Source organism: Burkholderia sp. 3C (assembly GCF_054589155.1).
The window spans coordinates 89,628-111,206 of record NZ_BAAILN010000044.1; the positions used below are offsets into that span (position 1 = coordinate 89,628).

General features: G+C 68.6%; 22 protein-coding genes. 13 read left to right on the forward strand and 9 right to left on the reverse strand.

Annotated features, from left to right (window positions below; translation table 11 throughout):
* Positions 1 to 47 precede the first annotated feature (47 nt).
* Positions 48 to 416: an NUDIX hydrolase gene (locus tag ACYP33_RS06810; RefSeq protein WP_414444518.1), complete on the forward strand. Its 369-nt coding sequence runs from the start codon at positions 48 to 50 to the stop codon at positions 414 to 416.
* 20 nt (positions 417 to 436) lie between these two features.
* Here ACYP33_RS06810 and ACYP33_RS06815 read toward each other — a convergent pair whose 3' ends face one another.
* From ACYP33_RS06815 to ACYP33_RS06845, 7 genes are all read right to left on the reverse strand, one after another.
* A complete protein-coding gene (locus tag ACYP33_RS06815) occupies positions 437 to 1,117 on the reverse strand; it encodes a flavin reductase family protein (protein WP_414449907.1) in 681 nt (226 codons plus the stop codon).
* A gap of 166 nt (positions 1,118 to 1,283) precedes the next feature.
* Positions 1,284 to 2,006: a class II aldolase and adducin N-terminal domain-containing protein gene (locus ACYP33_RS06820; protein WP_459620563.1), complete on the reverse strand. Its 723-nt coding sequence runs from the start codon at positions 2,004 to 2,006 to the stop codon at positions 1,284 to 1,286.
* Positions 2,007 to 2,085: 79 nt separating this feature from the next.
* Positions 2,086 to 2,949 carry an amino acid ABC transporter ATP-binding protein gene (locus ACYP33_RS06825; RefSeq protein WP_459620565.1) on the reverse strand — a complete coding sequence of 288 codons (864 nt, stop codon included), beginning with the start codon at positions 2,947 to 2,949 and terminating at the stop codon, positions 2,086 to 2,088.
* Between the two features lie 14 nt (positions 2,950 to 2,963).
* Complete coding sequence (locus tag ACYP33_RS06830) at positions 2,964 to 3,626, reverse strand: amino acid ABC transporter permease (RefSeq protein WP_414444514.1); 663 nt, start codon at positions 3,624 to 3,626, stop codon at positions 2,964 to 2,966.
* Positions 3,627 to 3,665: 39 nt separating this feature from the next.
* The gene (locus tag ACYP33_RS06835) at positions 3,666 to 4,316 is read right to left on the reverse strand and encodes an amino acid ABC transporter permease (RefSeq protein WP_414449910.1); all 651 of its coding nucleotides are present in this window, start codon (positions 4,314 to 4,316) and stop codon (positions 3,666 to 3,668) included.
* 19 nt (positions 4,317 to 4,335) lie between these two features.
* A complete protein-coding gene (locus ACYP33_RS06840) occupies positions 4,336 to 5,163 on the reverse strand; it encodes a transporter substrate-binding domain-containing protein (RefSeq protein ID WP_459620567.1) in 828 nt (275 codons plus the stop codon).
* A 136-nt stretch (positions 5,164 to 5,299) separates the two neighbouring features.
* Complete coding sequence (locus ACYP33_RS06845) at positions 5,300 to 6,331, reverse strand: LysR family transcriptional regulator (protein WP_459620569.1); 1,032 nt, start codon at positions 6,329 to 6,331, stop codon at positions 5,300 to 5,302.
* Between the two features lie 72 nt (positions 6,332 to 6,403).
* Between ACYP33_RS06845 and ACYP33_RS06850 the strand changes: the two genes are divergently transcribed.
* The 10 genes from ACYP33_RS06850 (at position 6,404) to ACYP33_RS06895 (ending at position 17,375) form a co-directional block, all read left to right on the forward strand.
* Positions 6,404 to 7,198 (forward strand): phytanoyl-CoA dioxygenase family protein, encoded by a 795-nt coding sequence (locus ACYP33_RS06850; protein ID WP_459620571.1) that lies wholly within the window; start codon positions 6,404 to 6,406, stop codon positions 7,196 to 7,198.
* 175 nt (positions 7,199 to 7,373) lie between these two features.
* Positions 7,374 to 8,312 (forward strand): LysR family transcriptional regulator, encoded by a 939-nt coding sequence (locus ACYP33_RS06855; protein ID WP_414444509.1) that lies wholly within the window; start codon positions 7,374 to 7,376, stop codon positions 8,310 to 8,312.
* Positions 8,313 to 8,413: 101 nt separating this feature from the next.
* Positions 8,414 to 9,568, forward strand: a complete 1,155-nt coding sequence (locus tag ACYP33_RS06860) for an aromatic ring-hydroxylating oxygenase subunit alpha (RefSeq protein ID WP_459620574.1) — start codon at positions 8,414 to 8,416, stop codon at positions 9,566 to 9,568.
* Between the two features lie 80 nt (positions 9,569 to 9,648).
* The gene (locus tag ACYP33_RS06865; RefSeq protein WP_459620576.1) at positions 9,649 to 10,836 is read left to right on the forward strand and encodes an ABC transporter ATP-binding protein; all 1,188 of its coding nucleotides are present in this window, start codon (positions 9,649 to 9,651) and stop codon (positions 10,834 to 10,836) included.
* A complete protein-coding gene (locus ACYP33_RS06870) occupies positions 10,836 to 11,918 on the forward strand; it encodes an ABC transporter substrate-binding protein (protein WP_459620578.1) in 1,083 nt (360 codons plus the stop codon). Before ACYP33_RS06865 ends, ACYP33_RS06870 begins: the two co-directional genes overlap by 1 nt.
* An 88-nt stretch (positions 11,919 to 12,006) precedes the next feature.
* Entirely contained in the window at positions 12,007 to 13,266 is a 1,260-nt protein-coding gene (locus ACYP33_RS06875) for an ABC transporter permease (RefSeq protein WP_459620580.1), read from the forward strand.
* 19 nt (positions 13,267 to 13,285) lie between these two features.
* Positions 13,286 to 14,113 (forward strand): ABC transporter permease, encoded by an 828-nt coding sequence (locus ACYP33_RS06880; protein WP_414449918.1) that lies wholly within the window; start codon positions 13,286 to 13,288, stop codon positions 14,111 to 14,113.
* A gap of 243 nt (positions 14,114 to 14,356) precedes the next feature.
* Positions 14,357 to 15,382 (forward strand): cell division protein ZapE, encoded by a 1,026-nt coding sequence (gene zapE / locus ACYP33_RS06885; RefSeq protein ID WP_459620582.1) that lies wholly within the window; start codon positions 14,357 to 14,359, stop codon positions 15,380 to 15,382.
* 108 nt (positions 15,383 to 15,490) lie between these two features.
* Entirely contained in the window at positions 15,491 to 15,928 is a 438-nt protein-coding gene (locus ACYP33_RS06890) for a DUF2471 family protein (RefSeq protein ID WP_459620584.1), read from the forward strand.
* A 187-nt stretch (positions 15,929 to 16,115) separates the two neighbouring features.
* On the forward strand, positions 16,116 to 17,375 hold the full coding sequence (locus tag ACYP33_RS06895; protein WP_459620585.1) for an MFS transporter: 1,260 nt from the start codon (positions 16,116 to 16,118) through the stop codon (positions 17,373 to 17,375).
* A gap of 440 nt (positions 17,376 to 17,815) precedes the next feature.
* On the opposite strand, the gene ACYP33_RS06900 is transcribed toward ACYP33_RS06895, so the two are convergent.
* Complete coding sequence (locus ACYP33_RS06900; protein WP_414444500.1) at positions 17,816 to 18,457, reverse strand: GntR family transcriptional regulator; 642 nt, start codon at positions 18,455 to 18,457, stop codon at positions 17,816 to 17,818.
* Between the two features lie 106 nt (positions 18,458 to 18,563).
* Here ACYP33_RS06900 and ACYP33_RS06905 point away from each other — a divergent pair, with 106 nt between their 5' ends.
* Positions 18,564 to 19,040, forward strand: a complete 477-nt coding sequence (locus tag ACYP33_RS06905; RefSeq protein WP_459620587.1) for an OsmC family protein — start codon at positions 18,564 to 18,566, stop codon at positions 19,038 to 19,040.
* 100 nt (positions 19,041 to 19,140) lie between these two features.
* Complete coding sequence (locus tag ACYP33_RS06910; protein WP_459620589.1) at positions 19,141 to 20,088, forward strand: hypothetical protein; 948 nt, start codon at positions 19,141 to 19,143, stop codon at positions 20,086 to 20,088.
* Between the two features lie 22 nt (positions 20,089 to 20,110).
* On the opposite strand, the gene dctA is transcribed toward ACYP33_RS06910, so the two are convergent.
* Positions 20,111 to 21,472, reverse strand: a complete 1,362-nt coding sequence (dctA, locus tag ACYP33_RS06915; protein WP_459620591.1) for a C4-dicarboxylate transporter DctA — start codon at positions 21,470 to 21,472, stop codon at positions 20,111 to 20,113.
* Positions 21,473 to 21,579: the final 107 nt, after the last annotated feature.

Below are 21,579 nucleotides of genomic sequence, written 5' to 3' on the forward strand. Positions count from 1 at the left end.
GCCGAATCTACCTCGCCGGCCACCGTCGCCAGACCAAACGAACAACGATGAAAGAACGCGCCACCGTCTTGTGCCGCCGCGCCAACAAGATCCTGCTGGTCACCCGCCCGCGTTCGCGCTGGGCCTTGCCCGGCGGCACGATCCACGCCGGCGAGAGCCCGCTGGACGCCGCCGCCCGCGAGCTGTACGAGGAAACCCATCTCGACGGCCTGGTGCTGCACTACGCGTTCCAGTTCGGCGGCCTGAACAAGCGCCATCACGTCTTCATCGCCGACGTGCCGCGCGGCCGCAAGGCCATCGCCAGCAACGAGATCACCGGCGCGCGCTGGTTCGGCCGCACCCGCTTCGCCTCGCTCGCGGTCAGCGTGCCGACCCGCAAGATCATCGAACTCGTGCAGAAGATGTCGGTGCGCTGAACGCGCCGCTCAGTTGCCACTCAATTGCCGCTGTGCCCGAACGCCTCGCCCATCTGCTCGGCTTCCTCGGGCGACTGCGGGCGCAGCAGCTCGAACATCGAGGCCGGCTCGATCACCGCGTAATCGCCCGGCCCGCCCGCGCGCAGCACCGGCCGTGCCTCGGCGGTGCGATACACGCCGTCGCGCAGCAGCTCGCGGCGGATATGCACCGCCACCACCTCGCCCAGCACCAGCCACGTGCCCAGCTCGCCGCCGGCCGCATCGGCCAGGCGCACGATCTGCGTCTTGCGGCATTCGAAATGCACCGGGCTGGCCGCCACGCGCGGCGCCCGCACCCGCTGCGACGGCGCCAGTTCGAGCCGCGCCACGTCGGCCTCGCTCACGCCGCGCGGCAGCGGCGCGCAGCTGATGTTCATCTGCTCGACGAGCGCGCGGGTGGTCAGGTTCCAGACGAACTCGCCGGTCGCGTCGATATTGGCGACGCTGTCCTTCCAGCCGAGGCTGGCGAAGCCGACGATCGGCGGGCGGTAGTTGAAGCCGTTGAAGAAACTGTACGGCGCGAGATTCGGGCGGCCCTCGGCGTCGACGCTGGAGATCCAGCCGATCGGGCGCGGCCCGACGATCGCGTTGAACGGATCGTGCGGGAGGCCGTGGCCCGAGGCGGGTTCGTAATAGTGGTAGGAATCGTCGGAGGCGGACACGGAAGCTCCTGGCAAGGATGGCGGTGAGGGATGGCGGTAACATCGGCGGCGGCCGGATGGCCGTCGCACAGTTGACCGCAACACTACCGGAATCGCCGCCGGCCTGCAGCGCCCGCCACCGTCTCCGTCCCGACGTCCGCTGGCCCCCCCCCTCGTCCCGTCGCCCTCAATCGCGGTAGGACGGCGCTTCGTCGTCGAGGATCTTCTTCATCTCCTCGAAATGCGCGATCGAGAAATCGCGGATGCCTTCCCAGTCGCGCGCCGTACGCTCCGCCACCGCATCCGACAGCACGTTGATCGGCCGGCCGGTCGCATAGGCGTGCACGAGGATCTGGCAGGCGCGTTCGAGCGTGTACAGGTCGTCGAACGCCTCGCCGATCGTCTCGGCCGTGACCAGCACGCCGTGATTGCCCATCATCAGCCGCGACTTGCCGTCGAGCATCGCGACCAGGCGCGCGCCCTCGTCGTCGGAATCAGCCATGCCCGAGAACGAGGTATCGAGCGCGACGCGCCGGAAATAGCGCGCGGTGTTCTGCTCGATCGGCAGGATGGTCGGATCGGCGAGCGTCGCGATCGCGGTGGCGTAGATCGGATGCAGGTGCATCGCCACCCGCACCTGCGGCAGCCGCTGGTGCAACTGGCCGTGGATCGCCCAGGCCGTGGGATCGACGCTGCCGTCGGCCACGCAGGACGGATCGTCCGCGTCGAGCAGCACCAGGTCGCTGGCCTTGATCCGCGAAAAATGCTGCCATTTGCGGTTCATCAGGAAGCGGCGGCCGTCGCCCGAGACGGCGACGCTGAAATGATTGGCCACCGCCTCGTGCATGCCCAGACGGGCGAAGCAGCGGAACGCGGCGGCGAGATCGATACGGAGCTGGGTTTCGGTCATGACGGGGGGCTCGGTGGAATCGAGAGAATCGAGAGAATCGGGGGATTCGGAGGAATCGCCGAAGCCGGCGCCGCGCTGCTCAGGCGCCATCGGCAACCGCCGCAACAGCGGGCGCCGCCTCGTCGCCGGACCAGAACGCATTGCGATCGACGTAGTTCTGCAGGAACTGGCGCAGCCGCGGGTTCTCCGAGCGGCGGAACAACTCGCGCGGATGGCCCTGCGCGGCGATGCGCCCCTGGTCGATGAACACGACGGTATCGGCCATCTGCGCGGCGAAGCCCATCTCGTGCGTGACGACGGCCATCGTCATGCCGTCGCGCGCGAGCTGCTTCATCACCTGCAGCACCTCGCCCACCAGTTCGGGATCGAGCGCCGAAGTCGGCTCGTCGAACAGCATGATGGTCGGCTCCATCGCCAGTGCGCGCGCGATCGCCACGCGCTGCTGCTGGCCGCCCGACATCTTCGACGGGCGCGCGTCGGCACGATGCGACAGCCCGACCATCTCGAGCATCGCGGCGGCGCGGCGCGCGGCCTCGTCGCGCGACAGGCGCCGCACGCGCAGCAACGCCTCCTGCACGTTGCCGAGCGCGCTCATGTGCGGCCACAGGTTGAACTGCTGGAACACCATCCCGACGTTGCGGCGCACGCGGTTGATCTCGGCCTGCGAGGCGCGCACGCGCACACCGTCGCGTTCGGTGTAGCCGAGCAGCTCGCCCTCGATCCGCACCGCGCCGTGGTCGTAGGTTTCGAGCCCGGCCAGGCAGCGCAGCAGCGTGCTCTTGCCGGAGCCGGACGGCCCGACGATGCAGACCACTTCCGATTTCGCGATGCGCAGATCCACGCCGCGCAGCACGTCGGTGTGGCCGAAGCGCTTGTACAGGCCGTCGACGGCGATCGGCGGCGCGGCCGCGTCGGGCGGGGAACACTCATCGGGTACGCGCATGCGTGCCTCCGGGGTCAGGCGAACATCCGGCCGATACGCCGCTCGGCGAGCGCACCGGCCCACGTCGCGAGTTCGACCAGCAACAGATAGCAGACCGACAGCGCGAGCAGCGTCTCGACGAACGCGAAGCTCGCCGAACCGATGCCGGTCAGCACGAAGGTCAGCTCGGGCACCGTGACGATCGACAGCACCGCCGTCTCCTTGCTCAGCACGATCGTCAGGTTGGTCAGCGCCGGCAGGATCAGCGCGAGCATCTGCGGCAACTGAATCCGCACGATCGCCTGCCAGCGCGTCAGGCCCAGGCAGGCCGCGGCCTCGAGATGCCCGGGCGGAATCGCGGCGAACCCCGAGCGGAACGCCTCGGTGAAATACGCGCCCGCGTACAGCGCAAGGCTCGCGATGCCGGCCGGCAGCGGATCGAGCGTGAGCCCGAAGGCCGGGCCGCCGTAGTACAGCAGGAACAGTTGCACGAGAAACGGCGTGCCGCGAAACAATTCGATGTACACACGAATCGCGGCACGCGCGCCGCGCCCGCCGAGCTGCTGCGCGAGCGCCGCCGCGAAGCCGAGCGCCAGGCCGATCGCGACGCTCGCGATCCACGCGCCCACCGTGATCGCGAGGCCGCCGCCGATCTGCGGCAGGTTGTGGGTGATGACGGCGGGGTCGAACGTCGACATGCGCGAGCCTCCGTGGCGTGGGGTGGCGTGACGCGGCGTTCAGCCGGCGCGCAGGCGCCGCTCGGCGCCATGCGCGACCAGCGCGAGCGCGCCGCACAGGATGAAATAGATCAGGCCGGCGGCCGCATAGGCCTCCAGCGGCTGGTAGGTGCTCGCGGCGATGTTCTGCGCGGTGCGCGTGATCTCGGCCACGCCGACCACCGAAATCAGCGAGGAGGCCTTGATCAGCAGCACCATCTCGTTGGTCAGCGAAGGCAGCGTGAGACGCACCACCTGCGGCACCTGGATGCGCCAGAGACGATCGGCGGCCGACATGCCGAGCATGCGCGCGGCCTCGATCTGCCCCGGCGGCAGGTTCTCGAAGCCGCCGCGCAGGATCTCGGCCACGTAGGACGCCGCGCACAGCGAGACGGCGCTGACCGCCGCCACGCCCGGCGACACGTTGATGCCGACGAACGGCAGCAGATAGAACACCAGCAACAGTTGCACGAGCAACGGCACGCCACGGAAAAAACGCACGTACACCGTGCCCGCGATCCGCAGCGCGGCCCACGGCGCGAGCCGCGCGCAGCAGACGGCCAGCCCGATGAAGAAGCCGAGCACGAGGCCGGCGGCCGACACGCCGAGCGTCATCAGGGCCGCATGCGCCAGCAGCGGCAGCCCCGCGAGGAAGGTGGTCAGGCTGAACATGGCGGGCCGTCCGTCGCGCTCAGAAGCTCGGCGTCGGCATCGTCGACGGCAAGTCCACCGCCACCCCGAACCACTTCTTCTGCAGCGCTGCGAGCGTGCCGTTCTGGTTCAGCGTGACGAGCGCCGCGTTGAAGGCGGCGTTCAGCGGCGCGCTGTCGGCATCCTTGCGCATGCAGTAGGCGAAGTAGACCTTCGCGCCGAAGGCCGGCTGCACCACCGCGAACATCGCCGGGCGCTGCTTGGCGACATAGGCGACGTTGGTCAGCGAATTCGCGACGGCCGCGAGACGCCCGGCGGCGAGATCCGCGTAGGCCTGGTTGTTGTCGACGTACTCGCGCACGGTCGGCGGTTTCGGCAGCGTCGCCACGTAGGCCTTCAACTGATCGAGCTGCGCGCTGCCCTTGCCGGCGCCCACCACCTTGCCGGCGATATCGGAGGACTGCTTGAGGCTGCCGTCACCCGCGCGCTTGAGCAGCGCGTCGGTGCCGTCGGCGATCGGCAGCGTGAACGCGTAGCGGCCCATGCGCGCCTTCGTCACCGTCAGCGGCCCCGCCACCATGTCGAACTTGCCGGCGTCGAGCCCCGGCAGCACGCTCTCCCACGGCAGATCGACGAAGCGCACCTTCACGGCCATCAGCTTGCCGACCTCCGCGAACAGATCCTTGTTGAAACCGGCTTGCTGGCCGTTCTCGAGAAAATCGAACGGCGCGAACTGCATCTCGGTGCCGACCACCAGCTCGCCGTGCTGCTTCACGCGGGCCAGCAGATCGTCGGCATGCGCGGCGACGGCGCCGGCGCTCAGCGTCAGCGCGAGCAACAGCGATTTCCAATGACTGAAACGAAACATGAGACGCTCTCCGAATGAATTGGACGAAGGCCGCGGCACGGTGCGCCGGCACCGGCCCGTGTCGACCGCGAGACCAATTTATTCGGCCAATATCCCGAGAAAAATATGGTTTTTCGATGTAGGCGCAAGCTTTTGGCTATGCAGCCTCGACGCTCGCCAGCGCGGCGCCCTCGCCTTGCGGCGCGTCGTCATGCCCGGCCAGCGCCTGCGCGCAGTACTCGATGAAGGCCTGCGTGAGCGGCGTGGGCGGCGCGCCGGCCAGCGTCGCGGCCACGATCGTGGTGGACGCGAGACGCCCGGCCAGCGGCCGCGCCACCACGCGCCGGCCGTCGTAGGTGAGGTCGGCGGCCGGACGCGTGACGAGCAGCGCGAAGCCCGCGCCGTGCCCGACCAGGCCGCGCACCATCTCGATCGACGGCGAGGCGAACGCCACCGTCGGCGCGAGCCCCGCCGCCTCGAACAGGCCGAGGAAATAGCGGCGGCTCGGCTCGACGTCGAGCAGGATCATCGGCGCGTCGCACAGTTGCGCGAGCGTCAGCATGGGGCAGGCGGCGAGCGGATGATCGGCCGCGAGCAGCACGTAGGGCCGCCCGCTCGCACGCAGCGGGGTGCGCACGAGATCGTCGCCGAGCGCCTGGTCGTAGACGATCGCGAGGTCGTAGCGGCCCTTGCGCAAGGCCTCGACAAGCTCGGGCTGTTCGCCGTCGCCGATCCGGAACCGCACGCCCGGATGCCGCGCGCGAAACCCGGTGATCAAACGCGGCAGCAGCCACGGCGCCATCGGCTCGTAGCAGCCCACGCTGATCTCGCCGCCCGCCAGTTCGTGCCCGGCCAGCGCGTTCTGCTCGAACGCGTGCACGCTGCGCAGCAGCGCCACCGCGTCGCGATGAAAGCGCTCGCCGGCCGGCGTCAGCGTGATGCCCTGCGCGTGGTGGCGGATGCACAGCTGCACGCCGAAGCGTTCCTCCAGCCCGCGAATCGCGCTGGCGATCGACGGCTGTGCGATGAACAGCCGCCGCGACGCCTGCGCGGCGCCGCCATGCTCGACCGCCGCCACGAAGTAGCGGAGCTGGCGCAGCGTGAACTTGGCGCCGGCCGCCACCCAGGGCCCGGCCGCGGCGTCGATCGGCAAGCCATGATTTTCTTCGTCATCGCGGATAAATTTCATCGTCGTTTCTCCCGAATGTTCCGTGCCACGATCAGCCTCACCGATCACCGTCCTTCTTGTGGAGCAACCCCGATGCCGACCGATGAAACCCGACAGGCCTTTGCGCGCGACGGCGCCGTGGTGGTGCGCGGCGCCTTCTCCGACTGGATCGACACGCTGCGCGACGGCGTCGCGCAGAACGAGCGCGAGCCCGGCCCGTATTTCCGCAACTATTCGCCGGGCCGGGAGCACGGCCGCTTCTTCGGCGATTACTGCAACTGGCAGCGCATCGCGCCGTTCCGCCGCTTCGTCGAAGCCGGCCCGGCGGCGGCCGTGGCGCGCGCGTTGATGGGCTCGCGCCGCGCGCGGATCTTCCACGAACACGTGCTCGTCAAGGAAGCCGGTTCCGAGCGCATCACGCCCTGGCATCACGACGAACCGTATTACTGCGTGAGCGCCGCGCAGTCGGTCAGCCTGTGGATTCCGCTCGACCCGGTGCCGCGCGACACCTGCGTCGAGTTCGTCGCCGGCTCGCACCGCTGGGGCAAGCTGTTCCGGCCGCGCAAGTTCAGCGGCGTCGATTACGACCACGATTCGGCGCGGCTCGAACCGATGCCCGACATCGACGCCAATCGGGACGCCTACACGATTCTCGGCTGGGATCTGGAGCCGGGCGACGCGATCGCATTCGATTTCCATACCGTGCACGGCGCGCCCGGCAACGCCTCGTCGCAGCGCTCGCGGCGCGTGGTGTCGTGGCGCTGGCTCGGCGACGACGCGGTGTATGTCGAGCGCGGCGGCGAAACCTCGCCGCCCTATCCGGAACTGGCGGCCACGCTCAGGCACGGCGATCCGCTGCCCGAACAGGCGTTTCCCTTCGTGGGCTGAACCGGCCCGCCCGTCATGCCGGCCGCCTCGCGAAAAAATGTACGTCGCGGCCTTCCCGGACGAAAACACATTTCAAATATGCACCGCATGGTTTTTGGCTATGCAGAATGACGCTGTCGCCGCACGGTCGGCGCACCCTCTTCCCGTAGATCGTGGTCCGACCGGAGCCGGCGTCATGGAAACCATCTCGTTGCGGTATTCGCTGCGCCAGTTGCGCTATTTCGTCGTGACGGCCGAAATGCTGTCGTTTACGGCCGCCGCACGGCAACTGCATATTTCGCAACCGTCGATCTCCACCTCGATCGCCGAGCTCGAAGCCTCGTTCGGCGTGCAGTTGTTCATCCGGCACCATGCGAGCGGCCTGTCGCTGACGCCCGCCGGCCGCGACATGCTCGGGCAGGCGCGCAATCTTCTAAAGAATGCCGAGGAGCTGCAAACCACCGCGCGCGAGATGGATGGCGGCATGTCGGGCACCATTTCGCTCGGCTGCCTGGTGTCGCTCGCGCCGCCGGTGCTGCCGGCGATCATGAGCCGCTTCGTGGCCGACAACGCGGGCATCGGCTTTCGCACCTCGGAGGCGCATCAGGACGATCTGCTGAACGCGCTGGCCGACGGCACGCTCGACATCGCGCTGACCTACAGCCTCGATCTGACCGACGACATCGCCTTCACGCCGGTCGTCTCGCTGCCGCCCTATGCGCTGCTGCCGCCGCAGCACCGGCTCGCGCGCGGCCGGCAGGTCGCGCTGGCGGACCTGCTCGACGAGCCCTATGTGCAGCTCGACCTGCCGCACAGCCGCGAATATTTCGCCGCGCTGTTCGATCCGCTGGGCCGCCGCCCGGTGCCGACCTACCGCTCGGCGCAACCCGAAGTGGTGCGCGGGATGGTGGCGAACGGGCTCGGCTTCAGCATCCTGAACTTCCCGCTGCGCTCGACCAGCACCGTCGACGGCGCCACCTTCGTGATCCGTCCCTTCCGCGACACCGTGATGGCGACCACGCTCGGCATCGCCATGTCGCGCAGCATGAAGCCGCGCCAGCTCATCACGCGCTTCGCTCAGTTCTGCGAACAATGCATTCCCGAATTGCATGGCCAGGTGCCCGTCGCTGCATAGGAAAAAACTGGCTGTTACATCCAAAAAGAATATTTTGGCTGTCAATTTGACTTGTTAGATTCGTGACCATTGCATAGCGCCGCAGCCGCTTCGGAGGTCAGATGAACCGCACCACGCCCGCCCCCGGCCCGTCCAGCCTCGACGAGATCGTCCGGAACCTGCGCGCGAACTGCGAGCGCGAGTTCGGCGACGCACGCGCGATGCCGCCCGCCGTCTACACCTCGCCGGCCTTTCTCGACCGCGAGCAGGAAGCCATCTTCCGTCACGACTGGCTCTGCGTGGGCCGCGCCGGCGCGCTGCCGAACCCGGGCGACTATCTGACGGCCGACATCGGCGGCCAGCCGGTCGCGGTGCTGCGCGGCGAGGACGGGACGCTGCGCGCGATGTCGAACGTCTGCCTGCACCGGATGTCGGTGCTGCTCGAAGGGCGCGGCAACACGCGCCGCATCGTCTGCCCCTATCACGCCTGGAACTACGACCTCGACGGCGCGCTGCGCGGCGCGCCCCTGATGGATCGCCAGCCCGGCTTCTGCAAGGATCAATACCGGTTGCCGGCGGTGCGCTGCGAGGTCTGGCAGGGCTGGATCTACCTGACGCTGAACGCCGGCGCGCCGGCCGTGGCCGAGCAGTTGAAGGAACTCGACGCACTGGTGGCCGACTACGACATGAGCGCCTACGTCGAGACCTTCTACGAGGAGCACACCTGGGACACCAACTGGAAGATCCTCGCGGAAAACTTCATGGAGAGCTACCACCTGCCGATGCTGCATCGGGCCACGGTGGGGCCGCATTCGAAGCTCGAGGAAATGGAATGTCCGCCGGGGCTGCCGGCCTTCAACTACCACTGGATCACCAAGGAAGCGTCGCTGCCGATCGGCAACGCGCATCCCGACAACACGCGGCTCGAAGGCCACTGGCGCAAGACCACCGCGCTGCTGGCGATCTACCCGACCCACCTGATCACGCTGACGCCCGGCTATTTCTGGTACCTGGTGTTGCAGCCGCTCGGCGTGGATCGCGTGCAGATCCGCTTCGGCGGCGGGCTCGCGCCGGAATTCATCGCCGATCCGAAGGCCGGCGAATACATGGCGACGCTGAAGGCCCTGCTCGATGAAGTGAACGCCGAGGACCGGCGCGGCGTGGAAGCGGTGTTCCGCGGCGTCCATGCGCCGCTCGCGGCGCCGGGCCACCTGAGCCACCTCGAACGGCCGAACTACGACTTCGCGCGTTACCTCGCCTCGCGCGTGGCCGCCTGAAGCGGCGGCACGGCAAACGAGAGGTCCCGATGAACCCCGGCCGCGCGCAAGCGAGGCCGTCCAGCCCTCACAGTCAGACGATGGCCAGCCAACCCTATATTTCGTTCGTCGGCGTCAGCAAATCCTACGACGGCCTGCAATCCGTGGTGGACGGGCTCGATCTCGACATCGCGCGCGGCGAATTCGTCGCGCTGCTCGGGCCGTCCGGCTCCGGCAAGACCACCACGCTGATGATGCTCGCCGGCTTCGAGACGCCGACCGACGGCTCGATCCTGCTCGACGGCCGCCGCCTCGACGACAAGCTTCCGCACCAGCGCGACATCGGCATGGTGTTCCAGAACTACGCGCTGTTTCCGCACATGACGATCGCGCAGAACGTGGCGTTTCCGCTGTCGGTGCGCAAGGTCGGCCGCGCCGAGCAGAAGGCGCGCACGCTGCGCGCGCTCGAAATGGTGGAGCTGTCGCATCTGGCCGCGCGCCGGCCCGCGCAATTGTCGGGCGGCCAGCAGCAGCGCGTGGCGCTGGCGCGCGCGCTGGTGTTCGAGCCGAGCGTGGTGCTGATGGACGAGCCGCTCGGCGCGCTCGACAAGCGGCTGCGCGAAACCATGCAGTACGAAATCATGCGGCTGCATCGCGAACTGGCGCTGACGATCGTCTACGTCACGCACGATCAGGCCGAGGCGCTGACGATGTCGAACCGCGTCGCGGTGTTCTCCGACGGACGCATCCAGCAGGCCGCCTCGCCCAGCGAACTCTACGAAGATGCCCAGAACGCGTTCGTCGCGAACTTCGTCGGCGAGAACAACGGCCTGACGGGCCGGGTGGCCGCCATCGACGGCGGCTTCGCCACGCTTGCGCTGGCCGACGGCACCGCGATTCGCGGCCGCTGCGGCAGCGGCGTCGAAGCCGGCGACACGGCGATGCTGGCGCTGCGCCCCGAACGCGCCCGGCTGGCCGACGCGGCCACGCTCGCCACGCCGCCCGACGATACCAACGTGGTGCTCGCGAACGTGCACGAAGTGGTGTATTGCGGCGACCACCACCGGATCCACGCGCGCACGCCCGACGGCCAGATGCTGGTCGTCAAGGTGGCGAACACCCGGCTCGTCGATCTGCCGCCGGTCGGCTCCGCCGCCGCGATCGCCTGGCGCCGCGACGACTGCAAGGTGCTGGCCGCCGCGGCCGCGCCGCGCCAGCCCGTGGCCGACGCCGCCGCCGCGTCCCCGTCTTCTTCCCCTGCCCTGCCCCTCGCTCCCGGAGTCAACTGATGAAAACCACACGCACCGTTGTCCGCAGCCGCCTCGCCGCGGCCGCCGCCGTCGCCGCTGTCGCTGCTGTCGCCGTTTCCGCGCTCGCCACCGTGCCGGCGCACGCGGCCGACACGCTGTCCGTCGTCACCTTCGGCGGCGCCTACGAATCGGCCGCGCGCCACGCGTGGTTCGAGCCGTTCACGGCCAAGACGGGCACGCAGTTCACGACCGAGTCGTACGACGGCGGCCTCGCCAAGCTGCAGGCGATGGAGCAGGCCAAGAACCCGACCTGGGATCTGATCGACATGGAAACCAACGATGCGATCAACGCCTGCGACGAAGGCCTGCTCGAAAAGTTCGACAGCAAGACGATCGGCAAGACCAGCGACTTCCTGCCCGGCTCGCTGCGCGAATGCGCGGTCGCGGCGATGGTGTGGTCGACCGTTTATGCCTATGACACGAGCAAGCTGAAGACGCCGCCGACCAGCATCGCCGATTTCTTCGACCTGACGAAATTCCCCGGCAAGCGCGGCCTGCGCAAATCGCCGAAGGTCACGCTCGAATGGGCGCTGATCGCCGACGGCGTGGCGCCGAAGGATGTCTACAAGGTGCTCGGCACGCCGGCCGGCGTCGATCGCGCGTTCAAGAAACTCGACACCATCAAGTCGAGCATCGTCTGGTGGGAAGCCGGCGCGCAGGCGCCGCAGTTGCTGGCGGACGGCGCCGTGTCGATGGTGCAGGCCTACAACGGCCGGATCGACAGCGCCGTGCATCAGGACAAGAAGCCGTTCAAGATCGTCTGGGACGCGCAGTTGTACGACTACGAATGGTGGGCGGTGCCGAAGGGCGCCAAGCATGCGGCGCTGGCCAAGCAGTTCATCGTGTTCTCCTCGCAGCCGAAGGCTTATGCGGACCTGACGAAGTACATCGCCTATGCGCCGCCGCGCAAGGATTCGCTGCCGCTGATCGACAAGGAGCGGCTGGCCGACATGCCGACGGCGCCTGCGAACTTCAAGCGCCCGCTGCAGATCGACGCGAACTTCTGGGCCGACAACGGCGACGCGCTGAACAAGCGTTTCCAGGTCTGGCTGACGCAGTAAGCGAGATTCCGCCGACGGTGTAACACGGCGCGTCGCGGTTCGTCCCATTTCGTCTCGTTTGGTCGCGCGACGCGCAGGAGTCCCAACCATGAAGCTATCCCCGCAGCCGACGACACCGGCCGGCGCCCCGCTCGCGGCCGGCCGCGTCGAGAAATACCGGCAGGCGCGCCGCAAGGCCGCCTTGCAGGCGCTGCTGCTCGCGCTGCCGCTGCTGGTGTTCCTGCTCGCCACCTTCATCGCGCCGATCGCGATCCTGCTCGCGCGCGGCGTGCGCAACCCCGAGGTGCCGCACGCGATGCCCGCGCTCACCCAGGTGCTCGACCGCTGGGACGGCCAGGGCGTGCCCGGCGAGCCGGCCTTCGCGGCGCTGGCGGCCGGGTTGAAATCGGCCTCCGAGAGCGGCAGCCTCGGCGAAGTAGCGCGGCGCATGAATTTCTATCAGCCGGAATTCCGCAGCCTGCTGCTGAAATCGGCGCGCCATGTGAAGGAGAACGAAACGGTTGCCGCCTGGAAACCGGTGCTGCTCGACGCCGACGAACGCTGGGGGCAAGCCGAGACCTGGCGCCTGCTCAAGCGCGCCGCTTCCGCCTGGACGCCCGACTATCTGCTCAACGGCATCGACGCGCAGGTCTCGCCGTCGGGCGCCGTCACCCACGTACCGGCCGACAGCGCCGTGTACCGCGCGGCGTTCCTGCGCACCGTGTCGATCAGCGCGACCGTCACGCTGCTGTGCCTGCTGCTCGCCTACCCGGTGGCGTGGATGCTCGCGAACCTGCCGCCGAAGCAGGGCAACCGGCTGATGCTGTTCGTGATCGTGCCGTTCTGGACCTCGCTGCTGGTGCGCACCACCGCCTGGTACGTGCTGCTGCAGCCGAGCGGCGTGGTCAATCAGGTGCTGCTGTCGCTGCACCTGATCGACGCGCCGCTGCAACTGATCTTCAACCGCGCCGGCGTGCTGATCGGCATGACGCACGTGCTGCTGCCGTACATGATCCTGGCGATCTATTCGGTCATGAAAAGCGTGCCGCCGATCTACCTGCGCGCGGCGCAATCGCTCGGCGCACATCCGGTGGTGGCGTTCGTGCGCGTGTACATGCCGCAGACGCTGCCCGGCGTGGGCGCGGGCTGCTTCCTGGTGTTCGTGCTGGCGCTCGGCTACTACATCACGCCCGCGCTGCTCGGCGGGGCCGGCGACGAGATGATCAGCCAGTTGATCGCCTCGCAGACCAACGACCTGCTGAACTGGGGCCTGGCCGGCGCGCTGTCGGCCTACCTGGTGATCTTCACGGCGGTGTTCTATTTCATCTTCAACCGGCTGGTCGGCGTCGACCGGCTGCGCTTCGGTTGAACGCCCACGGAGGCCCCTCGTGCAACTGACGAACAGCATTCCATCGGTGCGACTCGCGAAGCTCGGCACGCGCCTGCATTGCGCGCTCGTGCTGGCGTTTCTGGTCGCGCCGATCCTGGTGATCATCCCGCTCTCGTTCAATTCGGGCTCCTACTTTTCGTACCCGATGGAGGGCTTCTCGCTGCGCTGGTACGCGCAGGCCTTCGGCAGCGCCGACTGGCAGCGCGCGTTCGCCAACAGCATCGGCATCGGGATCGTTTCGACGCTGATCGCCACCAGCCTCGGCACGCTCGCCGCGCTCGGGCTGGCGCGCGAGAATTTTCCGCTGCGCTCGCTGATCATGCCGCTGCTGATCTCGCCGATGATCATCCCGATCGTGGTGGTGGCGGCCGGCTTCTACCTGATCTTCGCACCGCTCGGCCTGGTCAATTCCTATACCGGCGTGGTGCTCGCGCATGCGGCGCTCGGCACGCCGTTCGTGGTGATCACCGTGACCGCCTCGCTGCTGTCGTTCGACCAGAGCCTGCTGCGCGCCTCGGCCGGGCTCGGCGCGCCGCCTTGGGTGACGTTCCGGCGCGTGACGCTGCCGCTGATCCTGCCCGCCGTGGCGACCGGCGGCGTGTTCGCGTTCGCCACCTCGTTCGACGAGGTGATCGTGATCCTGTTCATCGGCGGCCCCGACCAGCGCACCGTGCCGCGCCAGATGTGGAGCGGCATTCGCGACCAGATCGACCCGTCGATCCTGGCCGTGGCGACCGTGCTGATCGTGTTCGCGATCGCGCTGTTCTCGTCGATCAACTGGCTGCACGGGCGCGCGCGGGCTTCGGCGGCGGCGGCTGTGGAGTAAGCAAGGCTCGGAGGGTTCGGGGACGGCGGGGACGGCGGAAGCTTCGGTGGCTTCGGTGGCTTCGGTGGCTTCGGTGGCTTCGGTGGCTTCGGTGGCTTCGGTGGCTTCGGTGGCTTCGGTGGCTTCGGTGGCTTCGGCGGCTTCGGCGGCTTCGGCGGCTTCGAGCAGGCCTCGCCGCCGCCGGCTGTGGCAGACTGTCGGCCGTTTTCCACACGCGTGCGGCCCGAGCGGCCGCCGACCTTCATGCCGACGCTGCCCGCCTGGCTCACCGCCGAACTCGCCCGCCGCCGCCTGACGCTCGACGCCGACCAGTCGGCCGCCGCCGCGCATCTCGACGCGCTGCTCGCGGGCCGGCTGCCCGAGGCGACCATCGGCGCGTATTGCTACGGCCCGCCCGGGCGCGGCAAGAGCCTGCTGGCCGCGCTGTTCCATGAAGCGTGGCCCGGCCCGCGCGTGCGCACCCATTTCCATGCGTTCCTGCGCGACGTGAACCGCCGGCTGGTGGCCGCGCCGCCGTCCGACGACAAGCTCGGCGACGTGCTCGCGCAATGGCTCGGCGAGAGCCGCCTGCTGTGGTTCGACGAGTTCCACGTGCACGACATCGCCGACGCGCTGATCCTCGCCGCGCTGCTGCGGGTGGCGATCGCGCGGCGCGTCTATCTGCTGTTCACGTCGAACCAGCCGCCGGCCGGGCTGCTGCCCGACCCCGAGTTCCATCACCGCTTCGAGCCGACCATCGCGCTGCTGAACGCGCACTGCCTGATGCTGCCGTTCGAGGGCGCGGTCGATTACCGGCGCGTACGCGAGCCGGCGGGCGCGGCGGCCGCTGAAACGGCCGCGTCGGCATTCACGCACGACGACACCACCATCGCCGCGCTGTTCGCCCGCCACGGCGATGCGGTGGCCGCGTGCGACACGATCGTGCCGATCGCCAACCGCCCGCTCGCGGCCCGTGCGGCCGGCGCCCACACGCTGTTGTGCAACTTCGACGCGCTCTGCGCGCAAGCCCGCTCGCATCTCGACTACCTCGACATGGCCGCGCGCTACCGCGTGCTGATCCTCGACGCCGTCGCGCTCGACGCAGAGACGCCGCGCGCCGTGCTGCAACGCTTCGTCTGGCTCGTGGATATCGTCTACGACCACCAGGGCCTGCTGGTCTTCCTGCACGACGCCGATTTCGAACCGCGCACCGGCGCGCGGCCCGACGTGCACGGCATCGAACGGATGTGGTCGCGCATCAGCGAAATGCGCGCCACACGGAACGCCTGACTCCGGCCCCATCTTCGTCAACGCTTGCCGGATAAATCGCCTCCGCGATTGCAAGCGCCAAAAAGACTGTATATATTCACAGTACCCGATCACCCGAAGAGGGCTTTCATGACGACGATGTCCGACCTGAGCCAAGCCAGCCAACCCGCCGCACGCCCCGATTCCGACTGGCTGGTCGACGATTACGAACTCGAGCAGATGGAATCGCTGCGCCTGCGCCATCGCGCCACGCAGGATCTCCAGCAAGTGCTGGTCGCGCTCGCGCGCCGCGCGTTCGGCCCGCGTCGCGGCAGCCCGTTCGGCGAGCTGCGCGGCCCGAGCTGGGCGATGCTGCTGGCCATCGAGGCGCGTGCATTCAACGATCCGGGCCTGCGCGCCCGCCACGATCCGGCCCTGCTGGCCTCGCTGCCGCGGCTGGCCGCGCGGCGCGGCATCGAGGAAGCACTCGACGCCGAAGCCAACCTGCGCAGCGACGACGAGGACACCCCGTTCGTGATCGGCGTGGCCGCCGCGCTGCTCGGCGCGAACGAGGAGATGGCCGACTGAGGCGGCCCGCGTCGTATCGATGGCCCCGCTGCCCCGCCTTCACGCAGGCAGGTAGTGCCGATACCGGTATCCCCGGACGTCTGTTTGCGCGCCGCCACGCGGCGTAGGATCGTCAGCGCGTTGCCGCCGCCCACCCGCGGCGGCCCGCCACGACGTCCACCGACTCCCACGATACCGAGGCACCGCGATGAGCCGTTCCGTTCCCCCCGCCGCGCCGGCGCCCGCCGAAGACGGCCACGCGCACTGGCGCCGCAATCTCGCCGTCTGCGTGTTCGGCTCGTTCACCACCATCGTCTCGATGACGCTGCTGCTGCCGTTCCTGCCGCTCTACGTCGAGCAGCTCGGCGTGCACGACCCGGCCGCGATCGTGCAATGGTCGGGCGTGGCGTACGGCGCCACGTTCTTCACAGCCGCGCTCACCGCGCCACTGTGGGGCCGCCTCGCCGACCGCTACGGCCGCAAGCTGATGCTGATCCGCGCGAGCCTCGGCATGACCATCGTGATGTCGCTGATGGGCATCGCGCACGACGTCTGGCAGCTCGTGGCGTTGCGGCTCGCAGTCGGCCTGCTGGGCGGCTATGCGTCGGGCTCCACCGTGCTGGTCGCCACGCAGACGCCGAAGGCGCGCTGCGGCTGGGCGCTCGGCGTGTTGTCGTCCGGCATCATGGCCGGCAGCATCGCCGGCCCGCTGCTCGGTGGCTGGCTGCCGTCGGTGATCGGCATCCGCGCCACGTTCCAGTTCTCCGGCGCGGCGATCGGCGTGGCGTTCCTCGCCACCGTGTTCCTGATCAAGCGCGACCGCCCCGCCGCAGCCGGGCGCGGCGCGGCCGACAAGCCGGGCTGGGGCGCGCTGCCCGATAAACGGCCGGTGGTGGCCATGCTCGTCACGGGCGCGCTGCTGATGCTGGCCAACATGTCGATCGAGCCGATCATCACCGTGTACGTCGCGCAACTGGTGCCCGCGCAGCAGGTCACGTTCGTCGCCGGCCTCGTGATGTCGGGCGCGGCGCTCGGCAGCATCCTGTCGGCCTCGCGGCTCGGCAAGCTGGCCGACCGCATCGGCCACTGGAACGTGATCGTCGGCTGCCTCGCGGCGTCGGCCGTACTGCTGATTCCGCAGGCGTTCGTCACGCAGGGCTGGCAGCTCGTCGCGCTGCGCTTCGCGATGGGCATCGCGCTCGGCGGCCTGCTGCCGTGCGTGGCCAGCGTGATTCGCCACAACGCGCCGCCCGCCGTGGCCGGCACCATGCTCGGCTATTCGACCTCGTCGCAATACGTCGGGCAGGTGGCCGGGCCGCTCGCGGGCGGCTACTTCGGCGGCCATTACGGCATGCGCTCGACGTTCTTCGCCACCGCCGCGATCATGGCGGCCGGCGCGATCGGCAACGCGATGATGCGCACGCGCGTGACGCGCTCGGGCGACGCCACGGAAGCGGCGGTCGAATGAACGGGTGGCGGCTGCGTTCGCTTGCAGCCGCTCGCGTTCAGGACACCGCCACTACCCCGCAGCACGAAACGGGTGGCGGCCCTGTTCACTCGCGACCGCCCGCGTTCAGGACACCGCCACCACCCGCAGCACGAAACGGGCGGCGGCCATGTGCGCTCGCAGCCGCCCGCGTTCAGGACGCCACCATCACCCGCAACACGAAACGGGCGGCGGCCATGTTCGCTTGCAGCCGCCTGCGTTCAGGACGCCACCATCACCCGCAAGACGAAACGGGCGGCGGTCATGTTAGCTCGCAGCCGCCCGCGTTCAGGACGCCGCCACCATCCGCAGCACGAAACGGTCGGCAGCCATGTTAGCTCGCAGCCGCCCGCGTTCAGAACGCCACCATCACCCGCAAGACGAAACGGGCGGCGGTCATGTTAGCTCGCAGCCGCCCGCGTTCAGGACGCCGCCACCACCCGCAACACGATCGCCTTGGCCGATTCGAGATGCGCAGCCGTCATCGCGCGCGCGCCGCGCGCATTGCGCTCGCGGCACGCCTGCAAAATCGCCTCGTGTTCCACCTGGAACGACGGCGTTTCGGCCAGCAGCCGGTTCTGCAAGCGCTCGTAGCGCTCGACCTGGCCGCGTAGTGCACGGATCGCCTGCAACTGGCGGCCGTTGCCGCAGCCCGCATACAACAGTTCGTGGAACTCGCGATTCAACTCCCCCTGACGCAGCGCGCTGCCGGCCTCGCCCAGCAGCCGGTGCACCAGCTCGGCACGCGCCAGCGCTTCGTCGTCGGCGCGCTTGACGCTGCGAAAGATCGCATCGCCTTCGAGCAGCACGCGCAGCCCGTAGATTTCCTCCACGTCGTGCGCATCGAGCATGCGCACCACCGCGCCGCGATTGCGGAAACTTTCCACCAGCCCTTCGTGTTCGAGCTGCTGCACGGCCTCGCGCAGCGGAATCCGGCTGATGCCGAAGCGCTCGGCCAGATCGCGCTCGACCAGCCGCGCGCCGCTCGCCAGCTCGCCGCTGTTGATCAGTTCGCGCAGCGACGCCGCAATCACGTCGGCGGTCGAATCGAGTTTCGCTTCCATCCTGGCTCCGGGTTCAATTTGGAATAATGGTATACCAAATGGGATTCCGGTGACACAATGACGCCGATTCGGACACCATGGCTTTTCAACCCGGCGAGAGGATTCGATGGCATACGGCAAGCACCATTACCGCGTGGCGGTGCAGTGGACAGGCAACCGCGGCAGCGGCACCTCGGGCTATCGCGACTATGGCCGCGATCACACCATCCGCTCGGGCACGAAGCCCGAGATCGCGGGCTCGGCCGACGCGGCGTTTCTCGGCGACGCGGCGCGCTGGAACCCGGAGGATCTGCTGCTCGCATCGGCCTCGGCCTGCCACAAGCTCTGGTATCTGCATCTGTGCGCGGATGCCGGCATCCGCGTGCTGGCTTACGAGGACGACGCCGAAGGCACGATGCTCGACAGCCCCGAGCAAGGGCGCTTCACCGAAATCGTGCTACGCCCGCGCGTGACGATCCGCGCCGGCGACGATGCCGAACGCGCGCACGCGCTGCATCACGCGGCGCATGAGAAATGCTATGTGGCGAACTCGGTCAATTTCCCGATCCGGTGCGAGGCGACGATCGAGGTGGCGGCACAGTGAGCGCCGAGTGAACGCAGGCCGGTAACGGCAAGCGAAGCGGCGCGCATCGCCGGCATGCATCGCATGTCACAATCGCCGCTCCTTCCCTTCGCCTGCCGCCATGCTCCGTCCGATCCCGTCGCTCGCCGCCCTGCTCGTGTCCGCCACGTTCTCCGTGATGGCCCACGCCGACACGCAGTATTTCCACAAGACCCTGGCCGGCCAAATCGGCGGCCGCTACGCGTTCACGATGGATCTGAAGAACGTCGACGGCACGCTGACCGGCAATTACCACTACGCGGGCAAGCAAAACAACCTTTACCTGAACGGCAAGATCGACGCGGCGGGCAACGTCACGCTCGATGAAACGCCGTCTTCAGGCAAGCGCAGCGGCACGTTCACCGGCAAGCTGAACGGCGGCACGTTCGACGGCACCTGGACCTCGGCCGACGGCGCGCGCCGTCTGCCGGTGAACGCGCATCAAACCGCCGAAACCGTGATCGGCTCGAAACGCGAGCTGCTGACGCAGGCGGTCGGCACCTATCCGCTCGACACCGTCAGCGGCTCGGGCGGCGCCAACAGCATGTGGGATACCTGGCGCGCGAAAGGCGGATGGACGTCGAACGTCTCGGGCATCGAGAACGCGCGTCGTGCATTCTCCACCGTCAAGCTGACGGCGGCGGACCGCAAACGCCTCGACAGCATGACGATCACCGTCGATGCCGCGCTCACCACGCGCCTGAACGTCGACGGCAAGACGGTGCTGACGATTCCGTACCGCGACGCCGGCATGCAGTACGACATCGGCAAGCCGCACGACGGCACGGCGGCCGACGACCTGAAGGGCCTGTCGCCCACCACCACCGTGCACGACGAGCATCTGTACCTGCTGGCCAGCGACCGGCCCGACTGGCTGCCCGCGCTGTCGGGCAGCTTCAATGCCTACGGCGACGATGTCGCGCTCGCGACGGTGAACTACGACGTAATCGGCAAGACGTTCCAGGTGTTCCTGCGCGACAGCCTGTGCTGCGGCGGCACCGGCTTCACGTTCGCCCGAAAACCGCACTGACCGCGCCGCAGCGAGGCATCGCTCAATGCACGCCGTGATGCGCCGCCGGCAAACCCGGCGTGCCGCGTCCGGCTTCCGCTTCGCCCGGCTCGGCGGCCGATGCTTCGGGCTCCTCTTGATAGCGCCGGTCGAGCACCGCGCGCGCCCGGTCGAGATCGAGCGCGCCTTCCCAGCGCGCCACCACCACCGTCGCCACGCCGTTGCCGATCAGGTTCGTCACGGCGCGCGCCTCGTTCAGGAAACGGTCCACGCCGAGCAGCAGTACGAGCCCCGTGACGGGAATCTGCCGCATCGTCGCCAGCGTCGCGGCCAGCGCCACGAAGCCCGCGCCGGCCACCCCGGCCGAGCCCTTCGAGGTCAGCAGCAGCACGCCGAGCACCAATAGCTGATCGCCGAGCGACAGGTGGATGTTCATGGCCTGCGCGACGAACAGCGCGGCCATCGTCAGGTAGATCGCCGTGCCGTCCGCGTTGAACGTATAGCCGGTCGGCAGCACCATGCCGACCACCGGCCGCGCACAGCCCAGGCGCTCCATCTTCATCAGCATCTGCGGCAGCACCGCCTCGGTGGAAGCCGTGCCGAGCGTGATCAGCAGCTCGTCCTTGATGTAGCGGAGATACTTCCAGAGCGACAGCCCGCACAGCCGCATCACGAGGCCGAGGCCCAGCGCGACGAACAGAACGGACGTCAGGTACAGGCACAGCATCAGTTCTCCGAACGATGCCAGCGTGCCGATGCCGTACTTGCCGATGGTGAACGCCATGCCGCCGAACGCACCGATCGGCGCGGCCACCATGACGATCCGCACCACGCCGAACATGCCCTGCAGGAACATGTCGAGCATGTCGACCAGCGGCGCGGTGCGCGGGCCAAGCTTGGCCAGCGCGATCGCGAAGATCACCGAGAAGAAGATGATCGGCAGGATTTCGCCCTTGGCGAACGCGCCGACGATGCTGCCCGGCACGATGCTCATGAAGAATTCGAGCATGCCGTGCTGTTGCGCCGCGTGGGTGTAGGTGGCGATCGAGGCGGCGTCGAGCTGCGCCGGATCGATGTTCATGCCGGCGCCGGGCTTCACGACATTGACCACCACCAAACCGATCAGCAGTGCGAACGTCGAGGCCACCTCGAAATAGAGCAGCGCCTTCACGCCGACCCGCCCGGCCACGTGCAGGTCGTTCATGCGCGCGATGCCCACCACCACCGAGGCGAAGATGATCGGCGCGAGCGCCATGCGGATCAGCTTGATGAACAGGTCGCCGAGCGGCTTCAATTGCGCGCCGATGTCGGGATAGAAGTGGCCCACGATCACGCCGGCAACGATGCCGATCAGGACCTGGACATACAAACGCGATAGCGACTTGCGGATTCTCGTTACGAGCATGGCTGTCTCCTGGGCATGCCGTCGTCTGACTGGGTCGGGCACACGCGCGATGACGCCGTGCGCCGCTGGTGTTGTTTTCGTATTGTTATCGTCGCGAGGGGCCGCCG